This is a genomic window from Thermomonas sp. S9 (genome assembly GCF_024704365.1).
Lineage (GTDB): Bacteria > Pseudomonadota > Gammaproteobacteria > Xanthomonadales > Xanthomonadaceae > Thermomonas.
Genome location: NZ_JAJDFY010000001.1, coordinates 1,683,490 through 1,696,595, shown reverse-complemented (window position 1 = coordinate 1,696,595; position 13,106 = coordinate 1,683,490). Strand labels below are relative to the sequence as shown.

At 65.2% G+C, this 13,106-nt stretch carries 13 protein-coding genes; 8 read left to right on the top strand and 5 right to left on the bottom strand.

Annotated features, from left to right (window positions below; translation table 11 throughout):
- The first annotated feature begins 37 nt into the window (after positions 1-37).
- The 8 genes from LJB71_RS14570 (at position 38) to LJB71_RS08430 (ending at position 6,374) form a co-directional block, all read left to right on the top strand.
- Positions 38-496, top strand: a complete 459-nt coding sequence (locus tag LJB71_RS14570) for a copper resistance protein B (protein WP_310649408.1) — start codon at positions 38-40, stop codon at positions 494-496.
- A 15-nt stretch (positions 497-511) separates the two neighbouring features.
- Positions 512-1,396, top strand: a complete 885-nt coding sequence (locus tag LJB71_RS08460; RefSeq protein WP_114959247.1) for a cytochrome c — start codon at positions 512-514, stop codon at positions 1,394-1,396.
- 17 nt (positions 1,397-1,413) lie between these two features.
- Positions 1,414-1,896: a nuclear transport factor 2 family protein gene (locus LJB71_RS08455; protein ID WP_114958845.1), complete on the top strand. Its 483-nt coding sequence runs from the start codon at positions 1,414-1,416 to the stop codon at positions 1,894-1,896.
- 17 nt (positions 1,897-1,913) lie between these two features.
- A complete protein-coding gene (locus LJB71_RS08450; RefSeq protein ID WP_114959248.1) occupies positions 1,914-2,423 on the top strand; it encodes a DUF411 domain-containing protein in 510 nt (169 codons plus the stop codon).
- 92 nt (positions 2,424-2,515) lie between these two features.
- The gene (locus LJB71_RS08445; protein ID WP_114958846.1) at positions 2,516-2,914 is read left to right on the top strand and encodes a heavy metal-responsive transcriptional regulator; all 399 of its coding nucleotides are present in this window, start codon (positions 2,516-2,518) and stop codon (positions 2,912-2,914) included.
- Positions 2,911-5,538, top strand: coding sequence for a heavy metal translocating P-type ATPase (locus tag LJB71_RS08440; protein ID WP_259303844.1), 2,628 nt, complete (start codon positions 2,911-2,913; stop codon positions 5,536-5,538). The genes LJB71_RS08445 and LJB71_RS08440 overlap by 4 nt, the downstream gene beginning before the upstream one ends.
- A gap of 26 nt (positions 5,539-5,564) precedes the next feature.
- Positions 5,565-5,903 carry a hypothetical protein gene (locus LJB71_RS08435; RefSeq protein ID WP_259303843.1) on the top strand — a complete coding sequence of 113 codons (339 nt, stop codon included), beginning with the start codon at positions 5,565-5,567 and terminating at the stop codon, positions 5,901-5,903.
- A 120-nt stretch (positions 5,904-6,023) separates the two neighbouring features.
- The gene (locus tag LJB71_RS08430; protein WP_259303842.1) at positions 6,024-6,374 is read left to right on the top strand and encodes a hypothetical protein; all 351 of its coding nucleotides are present in this window, start codon (positions 6,024-6,026) and stop codon (positions 6,372-6,374) included.
- A gap of 10 nt (positions 6,375-6,384) precedes the next feature.
- Here the strand turns inward: LJB71_RS08430 and LJB71_RS08425 are convergent, their stop codons facing one another.
- From LJB71_RS08425 to LJB71_RS08405, 5 genes are all read right to left on the bottom strand, one after another.
- The gene (locus tag LJB71_RS08425) at positions 6,385-7,722 is read right to left on the bottom strand and encodes a type II restriction endonuclease (protein ID WP_259303841.1); all 1,338 of its coding nucleotides are present in this window, start codon (positions 7,720-7,722) and stop codon (positions 6,385-6,387) included.
- An 87-nt stretch (positions 7,723-7,809) separates the two neighbouring features.
- On the bottom strand, positions 7,810-8,220 hold the full coding sequence (locus LJB71_RS08420; protein WP_259303840.1) for a copper-binding protein: 411 nt from the start codon (positions 8,218-8,220) through the stop codon (positions 7,810-7,812).
- Positions 8,221-8,310: 90 nt separating this feature from the next.
- On the bottom strand, positions 8,311-8,667 hold the full coding sequence (locus tag LJB71_RS08415) for a hypothetical protein (protein WP_259303839.1): 357 nt from the start codon (positions 8,665-8,667) through the stop codon (positions 8,311-8,313).
- Positions 8,668-8,710: 43 nt separating this feature from the next.
- On the bottom strand, positions 8,711-11,869 hold the full coding sequence (locus LJB71_RS08410; protein ID WP_259303838.1) for an efflux RND transporter permease subunit: 3,159 nt from the start codon (positions 11,867-11,869) through the stop codon (positions 8,711-8,713).
- A complete protein-coding gene (locus tag LJB71_RS08405; RefSeq protein WP_259303837.1) occupies positions 11,866-13,089 on the bottom strand; it encodes an efflux RND transporter periplasmic adaptor subunit in 1,224 nt (407 codons plus the stop codon). Before LJB71_RS08405 ends, LJB71_RS08410 begins: the two co-directional genes overlap by 4 nt.
- Positions 13,090-13,106 lie beyond the last annotated feature (17 nt).

Below are 13,106 nucleotides of genomic sequence, written 5' to 3'. Positions count from 1 at the left end.
GCGAGTAGGGGGGCACACCGAAGGCGCGGATCTCGAAGTGCTGTACGGCCGTGCATTCGCCCGCTGGTGGGATGTGGTCGCCGGCGTGCGCCACGACTTCAAACCGGGCGCATCGCAGGACTTCGTTGCGATCGGCGTGCAGGGCCTGGCGCCGTACAAGTTCGAGGTGGAAGCGACCGCGTATCTCGGCCAATCCGGCCAGACCGCTGCGCGCCTGGAGGCCGAATACGAAACGCTGCTGACCAACCGGTTGATCCTGCAGCCGCTGGTTGAAGTCAGTTTCTACGGCAAGAACGACGAACGCCGCGGCATCGGTTCCGGTCTGAGCACCGCCGAGGCCGGTTTACGCCTGCGCTATGAGTTCACCCGGCAATTCGCGCCGTACATCGGCGTGGTTCATGAACGCGCCTTCGGTCGCACTGCAGATTTTCGTCGCGCGGCGGACGAAGGCGTCAACGACACCCGCTTCGTGGCGGGGATCCGGATCTGGTTCTGATTGGGGGAGACCATCATGCCGTTCGTTACCCGAAAGTCCCTGCTCACACTGAGCATCCTGTCCGGCGTCGCCCTCGCGGCGGCAGCCGGTTTTGTCTGGTCCGGTATTTACAACATCGGCGCGGACGACACCCACACCCGACCCGTGTACTCGACGCTGCAAGCCCTGCGCGAACGCTCCATCGAGGTACGGGCGAACAAGTTGCAAGTGCCCGCCGATCTCGACGACCCGGCGCGCATCCGTCAGGGGGCTGGCAACTACAACGCCATGTGCACCGGCTGCCACCTCGGCCCGGGCATGCAAGACACCGAACTGAGCATGGGCCTGTATCCGGCACCGCCGAATCTGAGTAAGGAAACGGTCGACGCCGACACTGCGTTCTGGGTGATTAAGCACGGCATCAAGGCCTCAGGCATGCCGGCCTGGGGCAAGAGCATGGACGACGAATACATCTGGAACATGGCGGCGTTCCTGCAGGCACTGCCCAAGCTCACACCCGAGCAATATCAGGCGCTCGTCGCCAGCAGCGGTGGTCATTCGCACGGTGGCGGTGAGTCCGAGGGCCACGCGCATGCCGAGGGCGGCGAGGACCATCACGACGAGGGCGACGCGCACGCGCACACCGAAGGAGAGGAGCACAACGCGATGGCGGGCATGCAGATGGATGCGCCCAAGCCGCACTCGCACCCTTCGGGCACACCGCCGCACGTCGATGCGCCGAAGGACACGAAGGCACCGTCCGGTGAAGTGCACATCCATGCCGACGGCAAGAAGCACGTCCACGACGCAAAACCCACGGCCACGCCTGCCACTGCGAAGCCGACCACCGCCGACCCGCATGCCGGCATGGACATGCCCGAAACAGAACCGGCCAGCGATGGCCACGATCACCAACACTGACCGGAGCCGCGAATCCCATGATCCATCGAATTGTTTTCCTCGCCTTGCTGGTGCTTCCATTTGCATCGCAAGCACATGACCCTGCGCAGCATGCGAAGACCAACGTACCTGCCATCGCCGCCGAGGCGAAGCCTGCGGTTGTGGCCGTGGATGCCTTCTCAAGCGCATTGCAGGCCGGTGATCTGAAGCGTGCTGGCACCTGGTTGGCCGACGATGTACTGATCCTAGAAAGCGGCGGTGCCGAGCACTCGAAAGCCGAATACATGGGCGGGCATGCAACGCACGACGCCGAGTTCCTGAAAGGCGCGCATGTGCAGTTGAAGCAACGCACGGCCAAAGTGGCGGGCGAGTTGGCGTGGGTTGGCACCGAAAGTGAACTGCACACCAGCAAGGACGGCAAGCCGGTGACCACGCTGAGCACCGAAACCATGGTGCTCAAGCGCGGTAAGGACGGCTGGCGCATTGTCCATATCCATTGGTCCTCGCGGGCGAAGCGATGAGGAGGAAGACCATGTCGATGCATGCTGCAACGGCCGTGTTGGTGCTGGGCGCTGTCGTATCGCTGGGCGCCTGCGCCAAACAGGCGCCAGCACCAGAACGCGCTGCCGAGGTCACAGCCGAAGTGGCACCAGTGCCCGCACCAACGCAAGCGCTGCCGCTCGTTGTCGTTCACAAGAGCCCGAGTTGCGGCTGCTGCGGCCTGTGGGTGGACCACATGCGCCAAGCCGGATTCCAGGTCGAGGTACGCGACGAGGACAACGTCAATCCGGTGAAGGAACGCGTGGGCGTGCCGTATGGCAAGGGGTCTTGCCATACCGCCGAGGTGGGAGGCTATTTCATTGAAGGCCACGTGCCGGCCGCGGACGTGAAGCGCCTGTTGGCCGAAAAACCCGACGCTAAGGGACTGGTGCTGCCCGGCATGCCAATGGGATCGCCCGGTATGGAGATGCCGGACGGGCATTCGGAGCCGTACACCGTCGAACTGGTGCGTCGGGACGGCACGACAGCGGCCTTTGCAGCGCACTGAACGTACATGGATGGCCGCATGCAGCAGGGCTTGACTCTGGACTTTACTCAAGGGTGGAGACTGGCGGCATTCCAGACGCAAGAGGTCCCTCAATGAAGATCGGTGAACTCGCCCAACGCACCGGTGTCCCCATCGACACCGTGCGCTACTACGAACGGCAAGGACTGCTGCCGGAGCCGGAACGTCAACCGTCCGGCTACCGTCGGTACCAGAGCGCCGATGTCTTGCGCCTGCGTTTCGTGCGTCGCGCGAAGGCACTGGGTTTCACCTTGGAAGAGATTCGCGAACTGCTCGCACTCTCCAGCCATCGCGAGAACGACATGGGCAGCCTCAAGGCAGCCGCCGAGCAGAAGCTGGCGGGCGTCGAGGCCAAGCTGGCGGAACTCACGAGGATTCGCGACGGATTGCGGACGCTGATCAAGGCATGTCCCGGGCATGGGGCATTGGGCGCTTGCCCGATCCTGCACGCACTCAACGAGGACGCCGCATGAACACGCACACGCATTCCGATCACGACGCGCATGGGCAGGGCAGTTGCTGTGCGAACAAGAAGCCGGCACCAGCATCCGACAACACCGTGATCGATCCGGTCTGCGGCATGCAGGTTGATCCCAACACGACATCGCATCACGTCAGTCATGCCGGCACCGACTACCACTTCTGCTCGGCACGCTGCAGGGAAAAATTCGTGACCGACCCCGAGCGTTACACGACGACCTCGGCCAAAGGGGAAGGGAAGGGCAGTTGCTGTGCGACCAAGGTACCGACATCCGATAGCGCCGTGATCGACCCGGTCTGTGGCATGCAGGTCGATCCCGACACCACGCCGCATCACGCCAGCCACGCCGGCACCGACTACCACTTCTGTTCGGCACGCTGCCAAGCGAAATTCGTTTCCGACCCGCCGCGCTATCTCACGCCCAAGGCCGAGACGGCGCCCGCCGCGCCGGCGGGCACGATCTACACCTGTCCCATGCACCCGGAAATCCGCCAGGAAGGACCGGGGACGTGCCCGATCTGCGGCATGGCGCTGGAGCCGGAAATGCCCAGCCTGGAGGACGAGGACAACCCGGAACTGCGCGACTTCTCGCATCGCTTCTGGTGGACGTTGCCGCTGACCGTCGTGGTCTTCCTGCTGGCGATGTTGGGCGACCGGCTGACGTTCCTGAGCATGGGTGCCCGCACCTGGCTGGAACTCGCGTTGAGCACGCCGGTCGTGCTCTGGGCCGGCTGGCCGTTCTTCGAGCGTTGCGTGCAATCGATCCGCAACCGCAGCCCGAACATGTTCACGCTGATCGGGATTGGCGTTGCATCAGCCTTCGGCTATAGCGTGGTGGCCACTGTGGCACCGGATCTATTCCCGGATTCGTTCCGTGAGCATGGCCGGGTCGGCGTCTATTTCGAGGCCGCCGCGGTCATCGTGTCATTGACTCTGTTGGGGCAGTTGCTGGAGTTGCGTGCCCGCTCGAAGACTTCGGCGGCGATCAAGGCTTTGCTGGGGCTCGCGCCGAAGACGGCCCGTCGCATCAACGACGATGGCAGCGAAGACGACATCCCGCTCGAACATGTCCACATCGGCTACAAACTGCGCGTGCGCCCCGGCGAAAAAGTGCCGGTCGACGGCGAAGTGCTCGAAGGGCGCTCCAGCGTCGACGAATCGATGCTGACCGGCGAATCGATTCCGGTTGAAAAGACCGCAGGCAGCCGCGTGATCGGCGCCACGATCAATGGCACCGGGAGCCTCGTCATCCGCGCCGACAGGATCGGTTCGGAGACCGTGCTGTCGCAGATCGTGCAGCTCGTCGCCCAGGCGCAGCGCTCGCGTGCACCGATGCAGCGCATGGCCGACAAAGTCGCGTTCTGGTTCGTGCTCGCGGTGTTGGCGATTGCCGTACTCACGTTCTTCGGCTGGGGCCTGTTCGGGCCGGAGCCGTCGTGGACATACGCCGTCCTCAATGCGGTCTCGGTGCTGATCATTGCTTGTCCGTGTGCGCTGGGATTGGCCACGCCGATGTCGATCATGGTCGCCACCGGACGCGCCGCACAATCGGGCGTGCTATTCCGGGACGCCCAGGCCATCGAGCAACTGCGCACGATCGATACGCTGATCGTCGACAAGACTGGAACTTTGACCGAAGGGCGGCCTGCGTTCCGCGATTCGATCACGGCTGAAGGCTTCCACGCGGATGAACTGCTGCAACTGGCCGCCAGCCTCGAACAGGGCAGCGAACATCCTCTAGCTGAGGCAATCCTCGCCGAGGCGCGTCGTCGTGGCTTGTCGCTCACGACGGCGGACGACTTCGACTCGGTGACTGGCCAAGGCGTGCGCGGTCGCATCGGAGGACGCACGGTGGCCTTGGGCAACCAGGCGCTCATGGATGCCGTCGGGGCGGACATCGCACCGGTGCTCGGAGCCGCAGAACGCCTGCGCAAGGGCGGCGCCAGCGTGATGTACCTCGCCGTCGACGGGCGCCTGGCCGGCGCGATCGCGGTGGCCGATCCGATCAAGCCCACCACCTTGGCGGCACTGAACGAACTGCGGGCCAATGGCCTGCACCTGGTCATGGCCTCGGGCGATGCGCAGGCCACCGCGGAGGCGGTGGGCCGCACGCTCGGCATCGAGGACGTGCGGGGCGGCGTGCGTCCACAGGACAAGGCCGAACTGGTGCAGCAATTGCGTGCCCAGGGCCGGCGCGTGGCGATGGCCGGCGACGGCATCAACGATGCGCCCGCGTTGGCGGCCGCCGATGTCGGCATCGCGATGGGCACCGGTACCGATGTCGCCATGTCCAGCGCACAGGTCACCCTCGTCAAGGGTGATCTGCGCCGGATCGTGCAGGCACGGACCATTTCCGCCTCGACCGTCGCCAACATGCGCCAGAACCTGGGCTTTGCCTTCGTCTACAACGCCATCGGCGTGCCGATCGCGGCCGGTGTGCTGTATCCGGCGTTTGGTTTGTTGCTGAGCCCGATGATCGCCGCCTTGGCGATGAGCCTGAGCTCGGTCTCGGTGGTGACCAATGCACTGCGCCTGGCGAAGACCGCTGTGCCTGAACCTTCTTCTTCCCCGGATGCCCGCCACGCCGAGCCGGTGCGCGGTGCATCCTGTCATTAACGGCTCACTCCCTCAGGATTTCTCCCATGAAACACATTGCCTCGCTTTCCCTGCTCACGCTCTCCCTCATTGCTGGCGCTGCCACGGCCGCAGACCAGACCAAACCCGCCACGACGACGCAATCCACGACCGACCACAGCCAGATGCAGCACGAGCACATGGACCACAGCCACATGGATCATGGCAAGACCGCCGAACACGGTGGCGCATCCGACGAGTTCACGAAGCTGGATACCGACAAGGACGGCAGCCTGTCCAAAGCCGAACTGGCCAAGCATCGGCTCGCGCCGCATTTCGGCATGCTGGACGCTGATAGGAATGGCCGTCTGAGCAAGGCCGAATTCGACGCCGGCAAGGGCATGTAATTCGTAAGCGAGAAAGGGGGCGTCAGCATCCCTTCGCCATTGTCGGGCCGGTGCCGTCACTTCTCTGCAAGCCGGCACCGGCCAGGCCGATCCATTATCTAGGCCAGAAGGATGACGCGAATGAAACCGATCGTACTGACAGGTATCGGCGTGCTTCTGGTCGCCTGCCAGGCGACCACACCCTCATCCGATCAGATCCATGCTGCCGGCTGGTACATCGAGCACGCCGGACGCGGTTACTTTCTGCCGTGTGGCGGTGCTTCGCAATTCCGTGTGATTGGGGATGTCGACATCCACGCTGCCGCGCCGAAGAACGTCGTGATCGAGGATGACATGCCGGTCTACGCCCGATTCTCTGGAACAATACTGAACGACGAACTTGAGGTCACTCAAGTGCAGCAACTCGGATCCAGCATCCCCGTGAAGGATTGCCCGCTCAATGGCGTGGCAATCCCGGAGAAGACCGATTGAACGTGCCGACTTAGCGTAACGGCCGCGCCAGCGCGTCGATGGGGCGCAGGCCCTGGCCGAAACGGGCGATGCTTTCGCGGTGCGTCTTGAGTTCGCTGTAGGGAAGAAAGCGCAGGTCCATGTCCGCGACGCGCCGGAAGGCCGGGCGTGCGACCTGGGCACGTGCATCTTCCTCGCGGCGATCGGGCGCAACCAGGAAATAGCGTCCCGCCATCCCATCATCCGCGCCCAAGGCCAGATCGAGCATGCGCACGATGCCCGAATAAATGCTGGTGCTGTGCTCGACCTCGAAGGCCGCCGCCACTCGACTCGACTCGTCTATCCAGAGCACATCGATCAGGCGGATGGCATCCACCGCCAATGAAGACTCCAGCGCAACCGGCAATACGTCCAGGCAGCCGTCGGCCAGCCGACCTCCAGAATAGAGGCGTGCCCGGTCGTTGCTGGCCACCCACACGTTGAACCCCAATGCGCGGCCCAGATCGCGCAACCAGCCCTGGACCTCCGTGTGCGACTGGTCTTCTTCTATCTGCGTCGACTGCAGCCGCAGGGCCGCGGCGTCCGCACGAACCTTGGCCAGATCCGCTTCCCAGGCGGCCAACGATTCTTCGGTCGCGACGGCGGGTGGGAGGGGTAGGTGGCCAGCGCCGATGTCGAACAGGAAGCCAGCCATGGCGCCCAGGTCGTTCGATAGCAAGGTTCGGTACTCCGCGTTGATCGCAAGCGCCCCTTGGCGCATCGCCAGATACTCGTCCCAGCGCCCCAGTTTGACCTTGGCGCCGGTCAGCGCGTTGTAGCCCTTCACGATGGCCGTATTGAACGGCAGCACCAAGGTCGGATGGATGAAATACAGCAGGTTCGCCGCCGCCGGCCCCAGGCCCTTGATCTTCGCTGCATCCAGTGCGTGGATGGCATTCAGCACGCCAGCTTCGGTGTCGCAGCAGTCGCAGGCTTGGAGGAAGCGACCGAAGCTACGCTGGTGGCCCGGGTTCTCGTAGATGTCGGGGATGCGCAGCTTGGGCTTCCACAAGAACGCATGGTCGGCGCCCTTGAAGATCTGTCGTTGTTCGGCGACTGCGGCCACGACGGTTTCCAGCGTCGAGCCGCGGTAGGCGTTGCCGAAGGTTCCGGCGTCGATGTCCTCGACGACCGCCTGCAGCCCGCGGCGGATCGACCGGAAGTTCTTGATCCGTTCCTCCCACAGGAACCAGCTGCGGTAGGTGCACGTCGGCAGTTCACGCCATCGCGCAATCAGTGCCTCGATCTCTCCATGATCGAATCGACCGACATTCCCCATTCGTCCCCCTAATGTCTCTCCATTGATGCGGTGCAGCCACGACCGCCGCACGGGCGGTCGGGTTCAATTATGACGCAGCGAACCCGACACCGCCCGGCGGCCAGCCGGAGTCAACGCTGTTGCTTGCCTGCGCAGCGGTTACGGCATGGGCATGATCTGGGTGATCGTCGCGTCCATCCCCTCCAGCCGGAATTCGAAGTGAACTTTCTGCCCGGCTTTCACCGATGCGATCTGCTCCGGCGTCGCCTTGAACGCCATCGTCATCGCCGGCCAATTCACGGCTTCGATCGCGCCATGGGCAATGGTGATCTTGCCGACGGCCGTATCGACGGATTCAACCGTACCGGTTGCCGACGCCGTCTTGGCGGGCTGGGCCGTTGCACTCACCGCGGGCGGCATCGGCTCGGCCATCTTTGCGTGCTCATTCGCCGGCATGTCCATATCGGCCGCGTTCTCCTTGGCCATGTCGTCAGCGTTCGGCGCCTGCGAACAACCCGCGAGGAGCAGGGCGGCCAAGGCAAAGGACAGCGGTTGAAGTTTGGTGCTCATCAGTGGATCTCCTTGTAGCGATGGGTGGGTGGGGCAACGAATCCGGAACGGCAACGGGCGGAGTCCGTCGCCGTTTCGGGTGCAGCGATTTCATCTGGGCGTGGCATCGACCGGTGCAGGGAACACCTGGTCGTACCGGCGCACCTTGCCCTGAACGAGCGAGGCGGCCACGCAACGTCCAGACACATCCGGACCTATCCGTGCCGTACCGACACGATGGTCGCGGAACGTAGGCGCGAACTTCGGGTTGCCTATCTGCTGACGGCGCACCAGTTGGACCACCTGGCCGGCTGCAGGGGGTGCGGCGCGTGGATCAAGGCAGACGCGCAGGTCGCTATCCGACACGGACGCGACCGTGCCGAGGCGATACGCCGGATTCAACGAGGCACAGGCACTCAGCAATCCAACGCCGATGGCAAGGCATGCAATGAAGAGAGCACGTTTCATGATGGATCTCCAATTCGAGGGATGAGCGGAACGGACGCGTCGCTCATGTCGCGGCACCCGCCTTGACTGCGGGTGAAGTGGGACGAATCAGGGGTCGACCGCGCAGCAGCCGGAAGGCGGCGGGGATCACCAGCATCGACAGCAAGGGCGCGGTGACCATGCCGCCGAGCATCGGCGCGGCGATGCGCTGCATGACTTCGGAACCGGCACCGCTGCCGACGAACAACGGAAACAGGCCGGCCAGGATCACGGCCACGGTCATCGCCTTGGGTCGCACGCGCTGCACCGCGCCTTCGCGGATCGCTTCCTCCAGCGTGGCGAGGTTGGCCGGTTCGCCGGCGGCGATGCGCCGCTCCCACGCCTGGCGCAGGTACAGCAGCATGATCACGCCGAATTCCGCGGCGACGCCGCCCAGGGCGATGAAGCCGATCATCGTCGCGATCGACACCGCGTGCCCGAGCAACCAGATCAGCCACAGACCGCCGACCAGCGCAAGCGGCAGGCTGAGCAGGATGATCGCGACTTCGCCGAAGCGGCGGAATACGAGCCAGATCAGGAGAAAGATAATCGCCAGCGCCGCCGGCACGACCCACTTCAGGCGGGTAACCGCACGTTGCAGGTATTCGTACTGGCCCGACCAGGCGATGCCGTAGCCCGGCGGCAACTGCACCTGCTCGCCAACGGCATGCTGCAGATCGGCGACGACCGAGCCGAGGTCGCGGCCGGCGACATCGACGTAGATGTAGCCGACCAGGCGGCCGTTGTCGCTCTTGAGCATCGGCGGCCCCGGACTCAGCGACACCTCGGCCACCTGGCCCAAGGTCAGTTGCACGCCGCCGGGGGCCACGAGCGGCAGTTGCATCAGCGCCGTCAGCGAATCGCGCTGCCCGCGCGGATAGCGCAATACGATGGGATAGCGTTCGCGACCCTCGATCGTTTCGCCGATCGGATCGCCACCGACCACGGTGCCAATCAGCGCCTGCAGTTCGGCCTGGCGCAGGCCGTAGCGCGCCGCGACTTCCGGGCGGATACGCACATCGACGTAACGCCCGCCGGTGACGCGCTCAGCCAATGCCGAGCTCACGCCCGGCACGGTCTTCGCCACGCGTTCGACGTCGCTGCTGATCCGCTCGATCACGCCGATGTCCGGCCCCGATACCTTGATGCCGATCGGGCTCTTGATGCCGGTGGCGAGCATGTCGATACGGTTGCGGATCGGCGGCACCCACAGGTTCGTCAGGCCCGGCACCTTCACTGCGGCGTCCAGTTCCTGGCGAAGTTTTTCCGGGGTCATGCCCGGGCGCCACTGCTCGCGCGGCTTGAACGTCACCGTGGTCTCGAACATTTCGATGGGGGCCGGATCGGTCGCCGTGTCCGCGCGGCCGGCCTTGCCGAACACGTGCGCGACCTCGGGTACGGTCTTGATCATGCGGTCGCTGAGTTGCAGCAGTTGTCGGGCCTTGTCCGCCGACAGGCCCGGCAAGGCCGTGGGCATGTACAGCAGCGTGCCTTCCTCCAGCGGTGGCATGAATTCGCTGCCGACACGGGAATAGGGGATCAGCGTCAGCACCAGCAACGCGCCGCCCAGACCCAAGGTCAGGCGGGGATGCCGCAGTACCCAGTCCAGCACCGGCCGGTAGCCGGCGATCAGGACGCGGTTGATCGGGTTCTCGTGCTCCGGACGGATGCGGCCGCGGATCAGATAGCCCATCAGCACCGGGATCAGGGTGACCGACAAGCCCGCGGCGGCGGCCATCGCATAGGTTTTGGTGAAAGCTAGCGGCGAGAACAGCCGGCCTTCCTGCGCCTGCAACGCAAACACGGGCACGAACGACAACGTGATCACCAGCAGGCTGGCGAACAACGCAGGGCCGACTTCAGCGGCGGATTCCGCCATCAGGTGCCAGCGGTCGTTTCCTTCGGGATCTCGACCGTGCTGATCGCGCCAGTGTTCGAGGTGCTTGTGCGCGTTCTCGATCATCACCACTGCCGCGTCGACCATCGCGCCGATCGCGATGGCGATGCCGCCGAGCGAGAGCAGGTTGGCAGTGATGCCCTGGGTGCGCATCACGATGAACGCGATCAGCACGCCCAGCGGCAAGGTGATCACCGCAACCAGCGCCGAGCGCAGGTGCCACAGGAACAGCGCGCAGACCAGCGCGACCACCAGGAATTCCTCGCCCAGCTTGTGGGTGAGATTGCGCACCGCGTCATGGATCAGGCCGGAGCGATCGTAGACCGGCACGATTTCCACGCCCTTGGGCAGGCTGCCCTGCAACTGCTTCAATCGCGCCTTGACGTTCTCGATGGCCGCCAAGGCATCCTTGCCTGTGCGCAGCACGATGACGCCGCCGGCGACTTCGCCATTGCCGTCGAGTTCGGCGATGCCGCGACGGAAGGTCGGCCCGCGGGTGATGGTGGCCACGTCGCCCAGCAGGACGGGAATGCCGCCGGCCGTGATCGGCACGCGCTCGAAATCGGACTGGCTGCGCAGGTAGCCCTCGCTGCGCACCATCAGTTCGGCTTCGCCCTGTTCGATCACCGAACCGCCGGCGGCGCCGTTGGCCTTGCCGATCGCCTCGGTCACCTGCGCCACGGTCAGGCCGCGGGCGGCGAGTGCCTGCGGATCGGGCACGATCTGCCAAGCGCGCACCGCACCGCCAACGCTGGCCACTTCGGCCACGTCGGGGATGGTTTTGAGCTCGTAGCGCAGGAACCAGTCCTGCAAGGCACGCAGTTGCCCGAGGTCATGCTGGCCAGTGCGATCGACCAGCGCGTACTGGTAGATCCAGCCCAGGCCAGTGGCGTCCGGCCCCAGTGCGGGACTGACACCTTGTGGCAAGCGGTCGCGCACCTGGCTGAGGTACTCCAGCACGCGCGAACGTGCCCAGTACAGGTCGGTGGCGTCGTCGAACAGGATGTAGACGAAGGAATCGCCGAAGAACGAGAAGCCGCGCACGGCTTTCACGCCCGGCACCGACAGCATCGTCGTCGCCAGCGGATAGGTGACTTGGTCCTCGACGATGCGCGGTGTCTGTCCCGGCCATTGCGTGCGGATGATGACCTGGGTGTCGGACAGGTCCGGCAGTGCATCCAGCGGCGTGTGGCGGACCGACCACAATCCGGCGACGGCAAGCAACGCCGCCGCCATCAGCACCAGCACGCGATTGGCGATGCAGGCATGGATCAGTCGGGCGATCATGGCTGCGGCTCCTTGGCGTTCGCGCCACTGCTGCCCAAGCGTTCCAGCGCACCGGACAAGCTCGCTTCCGAGTCGATCAGGAACTGACCGGAGACGACGACACGCTCGCCACCCTTGAGTCCATCAAGGATCTCGGTTTGTCCACCACCGCTACGGCCTGTGCGCACGCGGACCGGGCGGAAGCTGCCATCCGCCTCCTGCACGATCACGCGGCTGTCGCTGCCGGTGGCGATCAGCGCCTCGGTCGGCACCAGCGGTATCGGCGTGCCGGCATCGGGTTGCAGGCTGACTTCGGCGTACATGCCGGGCGCCAGCACGCCATCGGGATTGCGCAGGACGATGCGGGCCTGCTGGGTGCGGCTGGTTGCATCAACCAGCGGCAGCAGGGCTTCGACCTCACCGCTGAAGGTCTGACCGGGCACCGCGCTGACCACGGCTTCGACTGGCGTGCCACGGCGCAGCGTGGCGGCGCTGGCCTGCGGGATCGCCGCTTCCAACCACAGCGTGGCTGTGCCGTTGACGCGGAACAGCGGCGTGCCCGGCATCACTGCCTGGCCTTCGCGTACAAGCACCTCGGTAACGACGCCGTCCTGCGGCGCGCTCAAGGTCACGCTGCCATCGCGGCCCCTGCCGCTGGGCACGCCGAGCACGCGCAGGCGTTGCTCCGCCGCCGATTGCAGTTCCCGCGCCGATGCGGACTGCGCGTGGCGCAACGCCTTCGCTTCGGCCAGGGCACTGCTCCAGGCGGGCGCCAGCACCGCAGCCAATGGCTGCCCACGCGCCACCTTCGTGTACGGGGCCTTGACCCGCACCCGGCTCACGAGACCCTCGGTAAAGGCACTGACCACCGATTCCTGTCGCAGATCCCAAGCCAGCGTCCCCGGCACGCGCACCGTGGACGCCAACCGGCCTGCCTTGACTGGCGCGGTGCGGATACCGACGCTCTGTTGCAGGCCGGGGTTTATGCTGACGCCGCCGCCGGTCACTTCGTCGGCGTACTTGGGCACCAGCTGCATGTCCATGAAGGGCGACTTGCCCGGCTTGTCGAAATGCTGGTCCGGCACCATCGGGTCGTACCAGTACAGCACCTTGCGCTCACCAGCCACCGTCGCCGGCGCGGCGGACATCGCGCTGTTGTGGTCGTTACCGCGCTGCGCCCACCAGTAACCACCGGCGAGGCCGGCCATCAACAGGGCGGTCGCTGCGGCGATCGTCGCCACTCGGTTCATTGTGTATG

Bases quoted from the DNA above. Each gene is read 5' to 3' on its own strand.
- LJB71_RS08460 (WP_114959247.1), top strand. From the start codon at position 512: ATGCCGTTCGTTACCCGAAAGTCCCTGCTCACACTGAGCATCCTGTCC.
- LJB71_RS08455 (WP_114958845.1), top strand. From the start codon at position 1,414: ATGATCCATCGAATTGTTTTCCTCGCCTTGCTGGTGCTTCCATTTGCA.
- LJB71_RS08450 (WP_114959248.1), top strand. From the start codon at position 1,914: ATGCATGCTGCAACGGCCGTGTTGGTGCTGGGCGCTGTCGTATCGCTG.
- LJB71_RS08445 (WP_114958846.1), top strand. From the start codon at position 2,516: ATGAAGATCGGTGAACTCGCCCAACGCACCGGTGTCCCCATCGACACC.
- LJB71_RS08440 (WP_259303844.1), top strand. From the start codon at position 2,911: ATGAACACGCACACGCATTCCGATCACGACGCGCATGGGCAGGGCAGT.
- LJB71_RS08435 (WP_259303843.1), top strand. From the start codon at position 5,565: ATGAAACACATTGCCTCGCTTTCCCTGCTCACGCTCTCCCTCATTGCT.
- LJB71_RS08430 (WP_259303842.1), top strand. From the start codon at position 6,024: ATGAAACCGATCGTACTGACAGGTATCGGCGTGCTTCTGGTCGCCTGC.
- LJB71_RS08420 (WP_259303840.1), bottom strand. From the start codon at position 8,220: ATGAGCACCAAACTTCAACCGCTGTCCTTTGCCTTGGCCGCCCTGCTC.
- LJB71_RS08415 (WP_259303839.1), bottom strand. From the start codon at position 8,667: ATGAAACGTGCTCTCTTCATTGCATGCCTTGCCATCGGCGTTGGATTG.
- LJB71_RS08410 (WP_259303838.1), bottom strand. From the start codon at position 11,869: ATGATCGCCCGACTGATCCATGCCTGCATCGCCAATCGCGTGCTGGTG.